The organism is Halosimplex pelagicum (assembly GCF_013415905.1).
GTDB lineage: Archaea > Halobacteriota > Halobacteria > Halobacteriales > Haloarculaceae > Halosimplex > Halosimplex pelagicum.
This window is the reverse complement of the sequence record NZ_CP058909.1, coordinates 3,243,929-3,258,353: the sequence shown is the minus strand read 5'-3', so window position 1 is coordinate 3,258,353 and position 14,425 is coordinate 3,243,929. Positions and strand designations below refer to the sequence as shown.

13 protein-coding genes are annotated in these 14,425 nt (G+C 69.5%); 4 read left to right on the top strand and 9 right to left on the bottom strand.

Annotation, left to right across the window (positions count from 1 at the left end; all coding sequences use genetic code 11):
* Positions 1 to 28: 28 nt before the first annotated feature.
* The gene (locus tag HZS54_RS16270) at positions 29 to 1,216 is read right to left on the bottom strand and encodes a hypothetical protein (RefSeq protein WP_179918139.1); all 1,188 of its coding nucleotides are present in this window, start codon (positions 1,214 to 1,216) and stop codon (positions 29 to 31) included.
* A 116-nt stretch (positions 1,217 to 1,332) separates the two neighbouring features.
* Between HZS54_RS16270 and HZS54_RS16265 the strand changes: the two genes are divergently transcribed.
* Both HZS54_RS16265 and HZS54_RS16260 read left to right on the top strand, forming a co-directional pair.
* Positions 1,333 to 1,566 (top strand): DUF2249 domain-containing protein, encoded by a 234-nt coding sequence (locus HZS54_RS16265; RefSeq protein WP_179918138.1) that lies wholly within the window; start codon positions 1,333 to 1,335, stop codon positions 1,564 to 1,566.
* Entirely contained in the window at positions 1,563 to 1,856 is a 294-nt protein-coding gene (locus HZS54_RS16260; RefSeq protein ID WP_179918137.1) for a cupin domain-containing protein, read from the top strand. The genes HZS54_RS16265 and HZS54_RS16260 overlap by 4 nt, the downstream gene beginning before the upstream one ends.
* A gap of 43 nt (positions 1,857 to 1,899) precedes the next feature.
* On the opposite strand, the gene HZS54_RS16255 is transcribed toward HZS54_RS16260, so the two are convergent.
* The 8 genes from HZS54_RS16255 to HZS54_RS16220 all read right to left on the bottom strand — a co-directional run bounded on the left by HZS54_RS16255 (position 1,900) and on the right by HZS54_RS16220 (position 10,727).
* Positions 1,900 to 2,277 (bottom strand): hypothetical protein, encoded by a 378-nt coding sequence (locus tag HZS54_RS16255; protein WP_179918136.1) that lies wholly within the window; start codon positions 2,275 to 2,277, stop codon positions 1,900 to 1,902.
* On the bottom strand, positions 2,274 to 2,546 hold the full coding sequence (locus HZS54_RS16250; RefSeq protein ID WP_179918135.1) for a DUF2249 domain-containing protein: 273 nt from the start codon (positions 2,544 to 2,546) through the stop codon (positions 2,274 to 2,276). The genes HZS54_RS16255 and HZS54_RS16250 overlap by 4 nt, the downstream gene beginning before the upstream one ends.
* A gap of 90 nt (positions 2,547 to 2,636) precedes the next feature.
* Complete coding sequence (locus tag HZS54_RS16245) at positions 2,637 to 3,695, bottom strand: TrmB family transcriptional regulator (protein ID WP_179918134.1); 1,059 nt, start codon at positions 3,693 to 3,695, stop codon at positions 2,637 to 2,639.
* 97 nt (positions 3,696 to 3,792) lie between these two features.
* The gene (locus HZS54_RS16240) at positions 3,793 to 3,990 is read right to left on the bottom strand and encodes a hypothetical protein (protein ID WP_179918133.1); all 198 of its coding nucleotides are present in this window, start codon (positions 3,988 to 3,990) and stop codon (positions 3,793 to 3,795) included.
* Between the two features lie 139 nt (positions 3,991 to 4,129).
* On the bottom strand, positions 4,130 to 6,424 hold the full coding sequence (locus HZS54_RS16235) for an ABC transporter ATP-binding protein (RefSeq protein WP_179918132.1): 2,295 nt from the start codon (positions 6,422 to 6,424) through the stop codon (positions 4,130 to 4,132).
* 1 nt (position 6,425) lies between these two features.
* On the bottom strand, positions 6,426 to 7,736 hold the full coding sequence (locus tag HZS54_RS16230) for an ABC transporter permease (protein ID WP_246391673.1): 1,311 nt from the start codon (positions 7,734 to 7,736) through the stop codon (positions 6,426 to 6,428).
* On the bottom strand, positions 7,723 to 8,733 hold the full coding sequence (locus HZS54_RS16225; protein ID WP_179918131.1) for an ABC transporter permease: 1,011 nt from the start codon (positions 8,731 to 8,733) through the stop codon (positions 7,723 to 7,725). Before HZS54_RS16225 ends, HZS54_RS16230 begins: the two co-directional genes overlap by 14 nt.
* 74 nt (positions 8,734 to 8,807) lie before the next feature.
* Positions 8,808 to 10,727 (bottom strand): ABC transporter substrate-binding protein, encoded by a 1,920-nt coding sequence (locus tag HZS54_RS16220; RefSeq protein ID WP_179918130.1) that lies wholly within the window; start codon positions 10,725 to 10,727, stop codon positions 8,808 to 8,810.
* 260 nt (positions 10,728 to 10,987) lie between these two features.
* On the opposite strand from HZS54_RS16220, the gene HZS54_RS16215 reads away from it, so the two are divergent.
* Together HZS54_RS16215 and HZS54_RS16210 are read left to right on the top strand one after the other, a co-directional pair.
* Positions 10,988 to 12,733, top strand: a complete 1,746-nt coding sequence (locus HZS54_RS16215) for a glycoside hydrolase family 13 protein (protein ID WP_179918129.1) — start codon at positions 10,988 to 10,990, stop codon at positions 12,731 to 12,733.
* Positions 12,730 to 14,421: a glycoside hydrolase family 13 protein gene (locus HZS54_RS16210; protein ID WP_179918128.1), complete on the top strand. Its 1,692-nt coding sequence runs from the start codon at positions 12,730 to 12,732 to the stop codon at positions 14,419 to 14,421. The genes HZS54_RS16215 and HZS54_RS16210 overlap by 4 nt, the downstream gene beginning before the upstream one ends.
* Positions 14,422 to 14,425 lie beyond the last annotated feature (4 nt).

The following is a 14,425-nucleotide window of genomic DNA, read 5'->3' as shown; positions in this document are numbered from 1 at the left end:
CAGCGGACACGGGCGCCGAGACGGACGGTCACCCGCGGGCACGCTGGACGAACACGCCGAGGACGAGATACGCGTAGGCGACCGCACCGACCAGCGCGAGCGTTCGACCCGCGGTCGGGGCGAGCGCCACCGGGACCGCCGCACCGACGAGTTCGAGGACCAGCCCGGCGGCGACCAGCCCCATCGAAGCGAGCGCGAGGCGGTCGCCGGCGCCGGCGAACCGACCGACCGTCGGCGGGTAGAACTGGAACGTGACGCCGAGTATCGACAGCCCCAGGAACCCGAGCAGGTTCAGCCGGTAGTGGGCGGCGACCAGCGCCGGGTCGACGGTCGCGAACGCGAACGAGAGGCCGAGCGCGACGGCCAGAACGCCGAACCCGACCCCGAGCAGCGGGCCGTAGAATCCCACCCGCTCGCGGTCGCTGGCACGGTAGAGCCGGACGTACGCCGCGGCGAACCCGACGACCGCGACGGCTTCGAGGACGGCTCCCGCACGGAACACCGGACCGGCGGGCAACCCCGCGGCCAGCAGCGCGGGGCCGAGCGCCCCCGGCGGGAGGACGACCCACGGCACCCACGCCGGGAGGTCGACGACGAGAAAGCGGGGCAGGAGGCGGACGCCGACGGCGAACAACAGCAGCGCGGCGCCGCCGGCGGCCAGCAGGTGCGTCGCCCGCGGCGGATAGCCGTCGAGCAGGGCGGGGAGTACGGTCACGCGACCGGCCAGCGTCTCCCACGACCCGACGGCGAGGTAGGCGAAGACGACCGGGACGAACAGGTTCGCGGCGCGGTCGACCGGCCGCCGGTCGGCGTTGTGGTCGCCGGTGCCCGTCTCGGCGCCGGTGGGGTTGTCCCGGAGCGTCCACCCCAGCGCCGCGAGGAAGACCGCGACGCCGGCGGCCCACGTCGCCGCGCCGGCGGTCCCGACCGCGGCCGGCACCGGCTCCAGCGGCGCGAGCGCCAGCCCGGCGGTCCCGACGACGGCCAGCGGCAGGTGGACCGCCGGCGCCCGCTCCCAGGCCAGCGACCGGTCGAAGTACGACGGCACCAGCGAGTAGGCCTTCCCGAAGACGACGCCCAGGACGAAGCCGTACAGCCCGAGCGCGACGGTCGTCCGCCGCGGCAGTCCGGCGAGCGCGGCGCCCTGCCAGGCGACCAGCCAGGCGACGCCGCTCGCGACCAGCGCCCGCGACCACTGCGAGAGCGTCGCCGACATACCCCCGAACTCGTCCGCTCGACCCCTCAATCTGGTGGCGAACGCGCTCGGTCGAACCGCGGACCGAACGTGTTCGCCCAAATCGGCAGGGGCCGCGGCGTCGAAGGTTTGGGTGTATGCCAGCGACCACGCTCGACATCCGCGACGTGCCGCCGCCGGAGCGCCACCCGATGATCCACGAGGCCTTCCAGGACCTCGACAGCGGCGAGACGCTGCGGATCGTCAACGACCACGAACCCAAGCCGCTGTTCTACGAGTTCCAGGCCGAAGTCGACGAGTTCGACGCCGAGAACTACGCGGTCGAACGACGGGACACCGACGAGTTCGTCGCCGACCTCCCCAAGGAATGAGCGAGGTCGTCCACCTCCCCGACCGCGAGGGCGACGGCCGGGGCGTCCTCTTCGAGGGCGCGCCGAAGACGGTCCAACTCGCCCTCGACGAGGGCGACCGCGTCCCGCCACACCAGCACCCCGACACTGAAATCGTCTGCTACGTCGTCGACGGCGAGATCGAGATGACACTCGGCGACGAGACGGTCGACCTCGCCGCCGGCGACGCGGCCCGGTTCTCCGGCGACCAGGACATCTCGCCGCGGGCCCGCGAGGACAGCGTCGCCCTGCTCGTCCTCGCCGAGGGCTGAGCGGCGCTCGGCGGTTTTCTCCACCCCGCACACGCGAGAAGTGCTACTCCCCGAACAGCGAGAGCGCCGTCTCGACCGTCTCGGGGTCGTGTTCCCCGTCGCTGCCGCCGTCGGCCGCCGTCCGGAGGCTCCGCTCGGGGGCCGACAGGAGGCGGGCGACGAGCCGGTCGGCCAGCCGCTCGACGGCCGCCCGCTCCGCCGCCGAGGGGTCTCCCCGGGCGTCGAGTTTCGCGAGCGCCGTCTCGACCTCCCGGTCGCGGACCTCGCCGGCGCGCTCGCGGATCTGCGCGAGCGCCGCGTCCGCGTCGGGCGCCGCGTCCGCGTCGGGCGCCTCGGCGGCGTCGGGGGCTTCTCGATCGGGGGCGTCGGCGGCTTCTCGATCGGGGGCGTCGGCGGGATCGGCGGACGACGCGCCGGTCATGGGCGCCAGACGGTCGTGACGGTGACGCCGTCTCGCTCGACGGTCGCGTACTCGTAGCCGCGGTCGTCGAGCTTCGGGTAGAGGTGCTGGGGCGCGCGGTCGTTCAGCTGGACGAGCACCGTCCCGTCGTCGAGCTCCACCAGCCGTTCGAGCGTGTTCGCCAGCGGCTTCGGCGGCCCGAGGTCGCGCACGTCCAGCGTCTCCCTAGGGGCCTCGGACGGGGCGCCGGTCTCGGCGACGATCGACTCGACGTTCAGTCCGGTAGACATGGTCGGACCTACGGCGCCGCCGCTCCCAGGGGTTGCGCCGAATATGTTCGACCGTTCGAGAACCGGAGAAAGAGAGCGCCGAGACCGCGCCTACTCCTCGGTCGGGCGCAGCGTCACCACGTCGCCCTCGTACTCCTCGATGAACGACCCGGGGCCGCCGACGCTGACCTCGCCGTCGTCGGTCTCCAGATAGAGGCTGGTCTCCAGCGTGTAGTCGTTGGTCGACGGCTCGACGAACGCCTGGCGGACCTGGCTGACCCGTCCGGTGACCTCGGGGCCCTCGTCGGTCCGGACGACGGCCTCCAGGTCCGTGCCCTCGCGGCGGTGGAGGACGGCCTCCAGTACCGAGTTCCGGAACCAGTCGAAGGTCCGCGGGAGTTCCCCCGGCTCGCGGACGTGCATCTCCGACGCCGTCGGCCAGTACGCGCCGAAGTACAGGCCGACGATCGAGCCGGCCAGGTTGTCCTCCGTGACGGCGACGGCCTCCTCGTCGACGTGGGTGCCCGAGAGGATGCCCGAGTGGCCGATCATCGCCGCCTCGTCGTCGGCGGCGTACATGAACGGCAGCCGCTCGGACCACGACCGGACGACCGCGGCCGTCTCCTCCAGTCGGGACTCGTCGACCTCCAGGTCCGCCATCCCGCCGATCAGCAGGAAGACGAGCACGCCGCGGTCGACGGCGTCCCGCAGCTCCGGCTCGATGTCCTCGTAGGAGTGGCCGGGAACCGCCACGAGCACCTCGTGTTCGGCCTCGGTGATGCCCTTTCGGAGCCGCTTGACCGCTGTCTCGCGGGCCTTGATGATCTGGATCTCCGGCGTCTTCGGCTCGGTCTCGTTGAACCGGTTCTCCAGCGTTGGCGTGATCGACTCCAGCCGGTTCGACAGCGCGTCGATTGCCTCCTCGGGCGGCAGCGCACGGATGGTCGTCGGCGAGGCGTGGTCGTTGACGACGACGAGGTCGCGGTCTTCCAGCCGCTCGGCGATGTTGTACACCGCCCGCTGGGTCACGTCCGCCGCCTCCGCGACCGTCCGCACCGTCGTCTCGCCCTGTTCGAGGATCGCCAGGTAGGTGTCGATCTCCGTGTCCGAGAAGCCGAACACGTTTAGCTCGTCCCTGAGCGTCCCGTCGTCTATCCCTTCGTCGGTCATGATATCGGTTCGTTGAACGCTATCACGTATGGTAGTTCCTCTTGCATGTTCGCTCCGACTTCCCGCGGGCCGCCGCTCGACCGCTCACCGTCGCCGCTCACCACAGCTCCTCGAAGGGGTCCCAGTCCGCGCGGATGAACACCGCCGACGCGACGAAGATCACCGCCAGCATCGCGAAGCTCACCGCCGAGATCACGAACGTCGCCGACCCCGGCTCGACGAACGGGACCGACAGGACCAGAAACCCGAGCAACACGGCGCTCGCGGTGAAGAACGCGCGCCAGACTGTCGTCACACCCTCGTCCTCCGTACACGGTGATCGACGGGGGGGAACTTCATGGTCCCGCCGCGGCCGCGACCGACCGGGTCGCCGCATGTCAGAGCGGCCCGGTTCCGACCGGCCCGTGACCGACCGGTGGGCGGGACCGCCATCGTCAGTCCCCGGCGTTCGACGACTCCGCCGCGTCGACGCCGTCGAGCGGCTGGCTCGACCAGTACTCGTGGTCCGGGTCCGCCCGGTGGCACGCGACGGCCCGAGTGCCGGGGGTCGATTCGGTCTCGCCCAGTTCGGGCGCCTCGCTCACACAGGCCTCGCGGGCCTCGGGACAGCGGGTGTGGAACCGGCAGCCCGTCGGCGGGTCGACCGGGTCCGGGATGTCGATCGACCGGACCGGCGGCTCGGTCATCTCCTGGTCGCTCGGGTCGAGGTTCGCCGTCGCCCACCGCAGCACCTTCGTGTAGGGGTGTTGCGGGTCGTTCAGCACCTCGTCGGGCGGTCCGACCTCGACGAGTTCGCCGAGGTACATGATGCCGATGCGGCCGTCGGCCTTCTCGGCCAGGTAGCGGGCGTTCGACAGCGTGTGCGAGATGAAGACGAACGACGTGTCGAACTGCTCCTGCAGCTCCAGCAACAGGTCCATCGTCTCCACCCGCAGGGACACGTCCAGCGCCGAGACCGCCTCGTCGGCGAGGATCACGTCCGGGTTCATCAACAGCGCGCGCACGAGGGCGACGCGCTGTTGCTCCCCGCCGCTCAGCTGGTGGGGGAAGCGGTTGGCGTAGTCCTCGGGCGGCTGCATCCCGACCCGGTCGAGCAGCGCGTAGATGCGCGCCCGCCGGTCCTCCGTCGAGAGGTCCGAGTTCCAGCGCTTCAGCGGCGCCTCCAGCGAGGTGACGACCTTCTGGTTCGGGTTCAGCGACGCGCCGGGGTCCTGGTGGATGATCTGCAGCGCCCGCCGAATCGACCCGAACTCGATGTCCGGGTCGCCGACGCCGTCTTTGGCGTCCCAGACGTTCTGCCCGCGGTACTCGACGGTGCCCTCGGTGGGCCGCTGGACGCCGATGATCGCCTTGCCCAGCGTCGTCTTGCCGCAGCCGGACTCGCCGACCAGCGCCAGCACGTCGTTCTCGGGGATGTCGATGCTCACGTCGTCGACGGCGTGGACCGTCTCGGGCTCGCCGGTCAGCGAGTCGAGCAGCCCCTGCTCCTCCTCGAAGTGGATGGACACGTCGTCCAGCGAGACGACCGTCTCGTCGTCGGGCGCGGCGAGCGCGCCGCCCGCGTCGCTCGCACCCGCGTCGAACCTGCCGTCGCCGGCCGCCCCGCTGGACTCCTCGGCGGTCTCCTCCACGGCCGACGTGACCGCCTCCACGTCGAACGGAACCGCTTCGTCCGCTCGTTCGTGGTGGAAGCAGGCCGAGCGCTGGTCCGGACCGGCGTCGTACCACTCGGGCTTCTCCTCGTGGCAGCGCTGGTCGGCCAGCGGACACCGCGGCGCGTAGTGGCAGCCGTTCGGGACGTGCGCCGGGTTCGGCGCCGTCCCCTCGATGGGCTGCATCGTGTCCAGCGGCGCGTCGAGGTTGGGGACGGCCTTCAGCAGCGCCCTCGTATAGGGGTGGCTCGAATCCCGGACGATCCGTTCGCTCGGGCCGACCTCCGCGAGTTCGAACGCGTAGAGGATGGCCAGCCGGTCGGCTAGCCCCGCGACCAGCGGCAGGTCGTGCGTGATGAACAGGATCGACAGCTCGTACTTCTCCTTGATGTCGTCGAGCAGCGAGAGGATCGACCGCTGCATCAGCAGGTCGAGAGCCGCGGTCGGCTCGTCCATCAGCAGCACGTCCGGTTCGAGGATCAGCGAGAGGGCGATCAGCGCCCGCTGGCTCATTCCACCGGACAGCTCGTGGGCGTAGGCGTTTAGCACCCGCTCGGGGTCGAGATACAGGTCCGAGAGCAGCTCTCGGGCCCGCTCCATGCCCTCGTCGACATCGTAGCTGTGGGCCTTCAGCGTCTCCTCGAAGTGCCCGCCGATGGTCATCGTGGGGTTGAACGAGGAGAGGGCGCCCTGGAAGACCATCGAGATCTCCTCCCAGCGGAACTGCTTGAGGTCGTCGCCCTCCAGGTCGAGGACGTGGACCGGGTCGGCGTTCTCCGAGGAGTAGTAGCGCACGTCGCCGGTGGTGATCCCGGGCTCCTCGACAGCGTCCATCATCGCGTTGGCGAGCATGGACTTGCCCGAGCCCGACTCGCCGACGCAGCCGAGGATCTCCCCGCGGCGCAGGTCGAGGCTCACGTCGTCTAACACCATCGCGTCGCGGGCCTGCAGGTCGTAGGTGACGCTGACGTTGCGCACCTCGACGATGGGGTCGTCGGTCGCCGAAGCGGTCTGGTCGCGGCCCCGCGAGGGGCCGTCGGTGTCGGTGCCACTCGTGTCGTCGCTCGTGCTCGCCATATCAGATACCTCCCGTGGCCGCGCTGGTGGCGCCGCCGGGGCCGCCGGTGTCGCCCTCCTCGTCGTCGCCGCCGTCGTCGACGGTCTTGGCGTGGCGGGCCCGCACTCGCGGGTTGAACACGCGGTCGGCGCCCTGCGCGAGCAGGGTCAGCCCGAGCGCGAGGACGATGATCGTCACCATCGGGACGAGCAGCCAGTGGAACGCCGCCGCCGAGGACGTCGCTCCCGCGCGGTTGACGGCCGCGTTCATCATGACGCCCCAGTTGTTGCTGTTGTACGGCAGGACGCCGAGGAAGTACAGTCCGACCGCCCCGAAGATGACCGCGCGGGCCTGCCGGACGAAGTTCATCGAGATGTACGGCATCAGGTTCGGGACGATGTCGCTGCCGATGATCCGCGAGGTCGGGATGCCCATGATCCGCGAGGCCTCGACGTACTCGGCGTCCCGCAGCGTCAACACCTGCGAGCGGATCGCACGTGCGAGCCCCGCCCAGGCGTTGATCGTGATGAGGACGCCGATGACGACCGGGTGACCCTCGATCTGTAGCACCGCGGCGAGGACGATGGTCAGGGGCAGCCCGGGGATGGTCATCATCACGTCGGTGATCGTCATCAGCACGCTGTCGACGCGCCCGCCCTTGTAGCCGGCGAGCGTGCCGGTGGCCGTCCCGAGGACGACCGTGAACACCGCGCCCGCGGTGATCATCAACAGCATCGCTGGCGTCGCGTAGACGAGCTGCGAGAGGATGTCCACGCCCGAGGCGGTCGTCCCGAACGGGTGCTCCAGCGTCCGGAACGCACCGATCAGCCGCCGCCCCTGATTGGGCGACGGCTCCGGGACGATCCGCGGTCCGACAAGACCCATGAACAGGAACAGCGCGACGACGACGACGCCGAAGCGGGCCCGCCAGTCGTCCCAGACGATCCGGGCCGGCGCGAGCACCTTCTCGTCGAACCACTGCCGACGGCGCTCGCTCTCGCTGAGCGTCACGTCGGCCATCTGCTCGAACTCGGAGACGCCGTCCGGTCCCCGACCCGGGGTCGGTCGGCCCGCACCGCCAGCCTCGCCGCCGTCGGCGCGGAGCTCGGACGACCGGTCGCTCGGGTCGCCGCGGTCCGCCGGGAGACGCCCCTTCCAGGCGTGCCCCGAGATGGCCGGCCGCGACGGGCCGGAATCGTCGTCCGTCCCGGTGACCGTCTCCGGGTCGATGGCGTCGTCGTTGCCCGCGATCGCGTCGAACGCGGGGTCGGACGCCGGTTCGTCGCCGTCCGGCTGCGGGCCGTCGCCTCGGTCGCCCTCAGTAGGACTCACGCGAGGCACCTCCCTTGGCGCGCGGGTCGAGTATCCCGTAGGTCAGGTCGGCGATGGTGATGCCGATGACCATCGCGACGGTGATCAGGATGAACCCGCCCATCATCAGCGGGTAGTCCCGCGCTTCGATCGCCGTGATCAGGTAGAAGCCGACGCCCGGGTACGCGAAGATGTTCTCGATGATCACCGCCCCGCCGAAGACGGTCCCGATGGCGATCATCAGGCCGGTGTACATCGGCAGGATGGCGTTTCGCGCGACGTACCGCAGGGCGATGCGTCGGGTCGAGAGCCCGCGCAGACGGGCGACCCGGAGGTAGTCCTCGCCGAGGACCCGTATCGCGTTGCCGCGCATCGACAGCGCCCAGCCGCCGAAGCCGACGACCGCCATCGAGGCGATCGGCATCGCTCCGTGATAGAGGACGCTCGCGAGGAACTCGGGGGTGAACCCGGGGTCCAGCGCCGAGTTGTACCGCCCGCCGGTCGGGAAGATCTGATAGCGGTAGCCCATGTACGCGACGAGCAACAGCGCGACGACGTAGCCCGGCGTCGAGTTGAGGACGAGGCCGACGCCGGTGGACCCGACGTCGAACTTCGACCCCTCCTTGTAGGCCATGACGGCGCCAAGCGAGACGCCGACCGTGAACGCGAGGAACAGCGCCGAGGCGGTCAGGAAGACCGTCCACGGGATGGCCGGGCCGATGATGCTCGCGACGGGGTCGCCGTACCACACCGACTGGCCGAACTCGCCCTGCGCGAGGCCGAGCATGTAGTCGACGTACTGGAGGTACACCGGCTCGTCCGGGTTGATCCCCGACTGGGCCTCGATGCGTCTGTTTATCGCCTCCGGCGACAGGCTGCTGCCCCCCTGCTCCATGATCTGCGCGCGGAGGTAGTCCATCGGTCCCCCCGGCAGGAGCCTGATGAGGGCGAAGCTAAACGACACCACCGCGAAGACGGTGAAAATCGACTGTCCGATGCGTTTGACGAAGTATTTCATGTGTGAAACCGTGTTCGGTGCCGCCTGTTAGCTCCACCGTCGCGTGACGCGAGCGGCCGCCAGTTTGCGGGCGGTCATTCCTGTGGCGTCGCCAGGTCGGAGATGTACCCGTCGGGGGCGATGGTCTCCGAGTCGCGCAGCTCCTCGTGCAGGATCGGTGCCTCGTACTCCGTCGGGACGTTCCAGTAGTCCGTGGCGTCGCCGCTCCGGTAGATCCAGTCGAAGTGGAAGTACGGATGGGTGTGGTCGTACGACGCCCACCCCTGGAGCGCGAGCTTGAAGTCGCCCTCGACGTAGTCGCCGCCCCAGTAGGTCGCCGAGTCCTGCATGATCGGCTCGGACTCGATACCGAAGTCCTGGAGGTGCGAGACGATGGTCTGGACGCCCGAGACCCAGTCGGAGAAGCCCGCGGGCCCCTTGATCGGCAGCTCCAGCGGCTCGCCGTCCTTCTGCCAGGTTCCGTTCTGCTTCTCGTAGCCGGCGTCGCGGAGCAGCTCGGCGGCCCGCTCGGTGCGCTGCTCGGCGCGGCCGTAGGTGTCGAACTCGTCGGCGACGCCGTCGAGCCAGTGACCCTCGATCTGGCCGTTGAACTCGCCGGTCAGCCCGCTCGGGTAGGTGACCGCGACCTTCGACCCGGTGCCGGCCGCGGAGTTGCCCGCGGCGGCCTCGCGGTCGACGACGTTGGCGATCGCCTTCCGGACGCGCACGTCGTCGACCGGCTCGCGGTCGTGGTTGAAGACGATCCCCATCCCCCAGTGACGGGAGACCAGCGCGGTCTGCATGTGGTCGGGCAGCCGCCGGGTCTGGTTCTGGGGCATGAACAGCGTCGCCGAGCCGTCGGTCTCGCCGTTGATGAGCGAGCTCCACCGGCCGGAGTTCTGCGGTTTGTAGAGGTACTCGGCCTCCTGAAAGTTGATGTTGTCCGCGTCGGGGTGGTCCTCGTACTTCGAGACGAGCGTCCGCTGGCTGTCGGCGTCCTCCCACTGGAAGGGGCCGTTGCCGATCGGCTCGGCGTCGGTGAACTCCGTCAGCTCGCCCAGCGCCGACGACCGCTCCTCGTCGCTCTCGGCCTCGTCGAGCGCGGTCACGTACTCGCCGTACACCTCGTCGTAGGCGCGCAGCCGCGTCGGCGCGAGCAGCGACAGGAGGATGTCCTCGTTGACCGCCTGTTCGAGCGTGACCTCGACGGTCTTCTCGCCGGTGGCCTGCACGCGGTCGGGGACCGCGTTCATGTCGCCCTCCGGCAGGACGTACGGGCCGATCCCGCCGCCGCCGGCGCTGTTGTACAGGTCGAGCTTGATGTGGTTGGCCACGTCCGTCCCGGTGACGGGCTCGCCGTCGTGCCAGGTCTGGCCCTCGCGGACCGAGAGGGTCAGCGTCGACTCGCCGACCTCCCAGTCGCTGATCACGTAGGGGTGGTACTCCCGGGTGGCGACGTTGTACCGCATGAAGCGGTCGAAGATCATCCGCCGGGCCTCCCCGTCGTTCGTGCCGTTCCAGACGTTGTACTGCGAGTCGGCGGGGACGGCCCACTGGGCGAGGGTCAGCCGCTCGTCGTCGGCGCCCTCCTTGAGCGTCCAGTCGCCGGTCCGCGGCAGCCAGCTGGTCGGCCAGTACACCTGCATCTTCTCGCTGTCGGCCGACGGAACCGACCAGTCGTCGGTCGCCTGGAACGACTGGGCCAACTTCTCCATCACCGGCAACACCGGCAGCGTCTGGTTGGTGACGTAGGCCAGCTCCTGGATCGACGCCATCGACGTGCTCTCGAACCCTTCCGGCGTGGCCGTCGACTCGGGAGTACCGGACCCGCCGTCACCGCCGTCCGAGCCGTCGCTCCCGTCGGAGCCACCGTCGCCCTGTGTGTCCGTTTCCACTGCCGACTGTCCGCCGCAGCCCGCGAGGCCCGTCGCGGCGCCCGTCGCACCGAGCAACTGCATCATCCGCCGGCGCGACATGGGCGTCCCGTTCGACCCGTGGTCATGGTTGTCAGACATCGCTCGTTCAAGACCATGACAGACTACCCAATAAAACTTTGGTTGAACCCGTTCTTCAATATCCTCGTCAGAATTAAGTGGGTCGTTCCAGTCAGTATTTGACGAGCGAAGTCCGCGGGGGACTTCGGGACACCACCTATGAAACGCGAGCGAGCCATCCGAAGCGACGCGCGAATCGCCGGCCCCGAGCGGGACGAGACCACCGAACGGCCCCGGTCGTCCGTCGCGTCGGCGACGCCGGAGAGGGGCGGTGGCCGGCCATGAGCGGCGTCACCGACGACGAGCGCGCCTGGTGGAAGGAGGCGGTCGTCTACCAGGTCTACCCGAAGAGTTTCGCCGACAGCGACGGCGACGGCGTCGGCGACCTGGGAGGAGTGATCGACCGCGTCGACTACATCGACGAACTGGGCGTCGACGCCGTCTGGCTCAACCCCGTCTACGAGTCGCCCCAGGCCGACAACGGCTACGACATCGCCGACTACCGCGCCATCGATGACGCCTACGGCGACATGGAAGACTGGGAGCGCCTGCGCGACGAACTCCACGAACGCGACGTTCGTCTGATCATGGACCTCGTCGTCAACCACACCTCCGACGAACACGAGTGGTTCCGCAAGTCCCGGCGCGAGGACGGGGAGTACGCCGACTACTACCACTGGGTCGAGGGCGAACCCGACGAACTCCCGAACGACTGGGAGTCGGTGTTCGGCGGCTCGGCGTGGTCGTGGGACGACGAGCGCGAGGCGTGGTACCTCCACCTCTTCGACGAGAAGCAACCGGACCTGAACTGGGCCAATCCGGACGTGCGCGAGGCGGTCTACGACATGATGGAGTGGTGGCTCGGGAAGGGCATCGACGGCTTCCGGATGGACGTGATCAACATGATATCCAAGGCCGAGGACTACCCCGACGGCGGCCCGGACTCGGACGGCGCGGAGCACTTCATGAACGGCCCGCGCGTCCACGAGTACGTCGGCGAGATGGTCGAGGAGGTCCTCGACGACGAGTCAGTCCTGGCCGTCGGCGAGACCCCTGGCGTCTCCGTCGACGACGCCCGCGAGTACGTCAGCGAAGACGGCGACGGGCTCTCGATGCTCTTCCAGTTCGAGCACGTCACCTTCGACCACGGCGAACACAAGTTCGACGCCGACGACCCCGACCTGGTCGAGTTCAAGGAGATCCTCGCGAAGTGGCAGGAGGGCCTGGCCGACGACGGCTGGAACTCGCTGTACCTCAACAACCACGACCAGCCCCGGATGGTCTCGCGGTTCGGGTCGGACGGTGAGTATCGCCGGAAATCCGCGAAACTTCTGGGGACGCTCACCCACACCCTCGGCGGCACGCCGTTCGTCTACCAGGGCGAGGAGATCGGGATGACGAACGCGCCCTTCGAGACTCGCGAGGCCCTGCGGGACGTGGAAGTCCGCAACTACGTCGCGTCGGCCGTCGACGACGCCGAGGGCCACGCCGACGCCTACGAGGACGTACGCGAGGCCGTCGAGGCGATGAGCCGCGACAACGCCCGCACGCCGATGCAGTGGACCGACGAGGCCCACGCCGGCTTCACCGACGGCGACCCGTGGATCGACGCCAACCCCAACTACGCCGAGGTCAACGTCTCCCGCGCCCGCGACGATCCCGACTCGGTGTTGCACTACTACCGCGACCTGGTCGCGCTCCGCGAGCGCGACCTGCTCGTCTACGGCGACTTCGAGCTGCTCGCCCCCGACGACCCCGACCTGTTCGCGTACACCCGCACCCTCGCGGGCGGGGACGACGAGTCCACCGAGCGCGCGCTGGTCGTCCTCAACTTCGACGACGAGCCGACGACCTTCGAGGTGCCCGCCGACGTGACCGTCGACGGCCTCGAACTCGCGCTCGCCAACGACGACGCTCCCGCGGTCCCCGGCCGGGCCCTCGACCTCGGCCCGTGGGAGGCGCGGGTCTACCTGACGCCCGACCCCGAAGCGCAGGCCCCAGACAGCGCCATCGACACAGAACGATGACACAGCCACGACAGACCCAGGAGAGTCGCATCGACCGCGAGTGGTGGAAGGAGGCAGTCGTCTACCAGATCTACCCGCGGAGCTTTTCCGACAGCGACGGCGACGGCGTCGGCGACATCCCCGGCATCACCGAGCGGGTCGACTACCTCGACGAGCTGGGCGTCGACGTGGTGTGGCTCTCGCCCGTCTACGACTCCCCGAACCACGACAACGGCTACGACATCCGCGACTACCGTGCGATCAACGAGGAGTTCGGCGACATGGCCGACTGGGAGCGCCTGCGCGACGAACTCCACGACCGGGACATGAAACTCATCATGGATCTGGTCGTCAACCACACCTCCAACGAACACGAGTGGTTCCGCAAGTCCCGTCGGGAGGAGGGCGAGTACGCCGACTACTACCACTGGGTCGAGGGCGAACCCGACGAACCCCCGAACGACTGGGAGTCGCTGTTCGGCGGCTCGGCGTGGTCGTGGGACGACGAGCGCGAAGCGTGGTACCTCCACGTCTTCAACGAGAACCAGCCCGACCTGAACTGGCGCAATCCCGACGTGCGCGAGGCGGTCAAAGAGGTCGTCTCCTGGTGGGTCGACCGGGGCATCGACGGCTTCCGGATGGACGCCATCAGCCACCTCTCGAAGCCCGAGGGATACCCCGCGGGCGACTCCGACGAGCCCGGGCCGCTGGGGTCGGAACACTACACCTTCGGCCCGCGGCTGGGGGAGTACCTCGACGAACTCGGCGCGGTCGTCCCCGAGGAGGCGATGTCCGCCGGGGAGATGGGCGGCGCCGACGCCGACGACGCCCGCGAGTTCGTCCAGCGGGGCGACTGTCTGGACATGGTGTTCCACTTCGACCACCTCGACGTGGACCAGGCCGACGACTGGACCGACGACAACTGGGGCGAGTGGAGCCTCCCCGAGTTCAAGGAGCTGATGACCCGCAACCAGCGGGAAGTCGCCGAGCCGGCCTGGGAGGCGCTGTTCCTCGGCAACCACGACCACCCGCGGATCGTCTCGCGGTTCGGCGACGACTCGTACCGTCGGCGCTCTGCGAACTGCATCGCCACCTTCCTGCTGACGATGCGGGGCACGCCCTACCTCTATCAGGGCCAGGAACTCGGGATGACGAACACCGAGTTCGAGGACCTCTCGGAGATCGACGACGCGATGACGGTCGGGCTCGTCGAGGACATGATCGACGCTGGGGCCGTCGATTCGTTCGACGAGGTTCGCGAGGCGGTCAACTACCGCAGCCGCGACCACGCCCGCACGCCGATGCAGTGGGCGGACGCCGACGGCGCCGGCTTCACCGACGGCGACCCGTGGCTCCCCGTCAACGACAACTACGGCGAGGTCAACGCCGCGGACGCCCGCGCCGACGACGAGTCGGTCTTCCACCACTACCGCCGGCTCATCGAACTGCGCGACGACGACCCCGTGTTCGTCTACGGCGACTACGAACCCCTCGTCCCCGACGACGACCAGTTCTACGCGTTCACCCGCGAACTCGACGGCGAACGCCGACTCGTCGTCTGCAACTGGTCCGACGAGTCGGCGACGTTCGAGCCGGGGGGCCTGGCCGCGGACGACGCCGAAATTCTCGTAAGCAACTGCGACGACGCCCCCGCCGACCCCGTCGGCGCGACCTTCCGCCCGTTCGAGGCCGTCGTCTACGAGTTCTGACCCC

What these genes read in the sequence shown, in the direction of transcription:
- HZS54_RS16210 (WP_179918128.1), top strand. Translation starts at nt 12,730, where the DNA reads ATGACACAGCCACGACAGACCCAGGAGAGTCGCATCGACCGCGAGTGG.
- HZS54_RS16225 (WP_179918131.1), bottom strand. Translation starts at nt 8,733, where the DNA reads ATGAAATACTTCGTCAAACGCATCGGACAGTCGATTTTCACCGTCTTC.
- HZS54_RS16245 (WP_179918134.1), bottom strand. Translation starts at nt 3,695, where the DNA reads ATGACCGACGAAGGGATAGACGACGGGACGCTCAGGGACGAGCTAAAC.
- HZS54_RS16215 (WP_179918129.1), top strand. Translation starts at nt 10,988, where the DNA reads ATGAGCGGCGTCACCGACGACGAGCGCGCCTGGTGGAAGGAGGCGGTC.
- HZS54_RS16270 (WP_179918139.1), bottom strand. Translation starts at nt 1,216, where the DNA reads ATGTCGGCGACGCTCTCGCAGTGGTCGCGGGCGCTGGTCGCGAGCGGC.
- HZS54_RS16255 (WP_179918136.1), bottom strand. Translation starts at nt 2,277, where the DNA reads ATGACCGGCGCGTCGTCCGCCGATCCCGCCGACGCCCCCGATCGAGAA.
- HZS54_RS16220 (WP_179918130.1), bottom strand. Translation starts at nt 10,727, where the DNA reads ATGTCTGACAACCATGACCACGGGTCGAACGGGACGCCCATGTCGCGC.
- HZS54_RS16265 (WP_179918138.1), top strand. Translation starts at nt 1,333, where the DNA reads ATGCCAGCGACCACGCTCGACATCCGCGACGTGCCGCCGCCGGAGCGC.
- HZS54_RS16235 (WP_179918132.1), bottom strand. Translation starts at nt 6,424, where the DNA reads ATGGCGAGCACGAGCGACGACACGAGTGGCACCGACACCGACGGCCCC.
- HZS54_RS16250 (WP_179918135.1), bottom strand. Translation starts at nt 2,546, where the DNA reads ATGTCTACCGGACTGAACGTCGAGTCGATCGTCGCCGAGACCGGCGCC.
- HZS54_RS16260 (WP_179918137.1), top strand. Translation starts at nt 1,563, where the DNA reads ATGAGCGAGGTCGTCCACCTCCCCGACCGCGAGGGCGACGGCCGGGGC.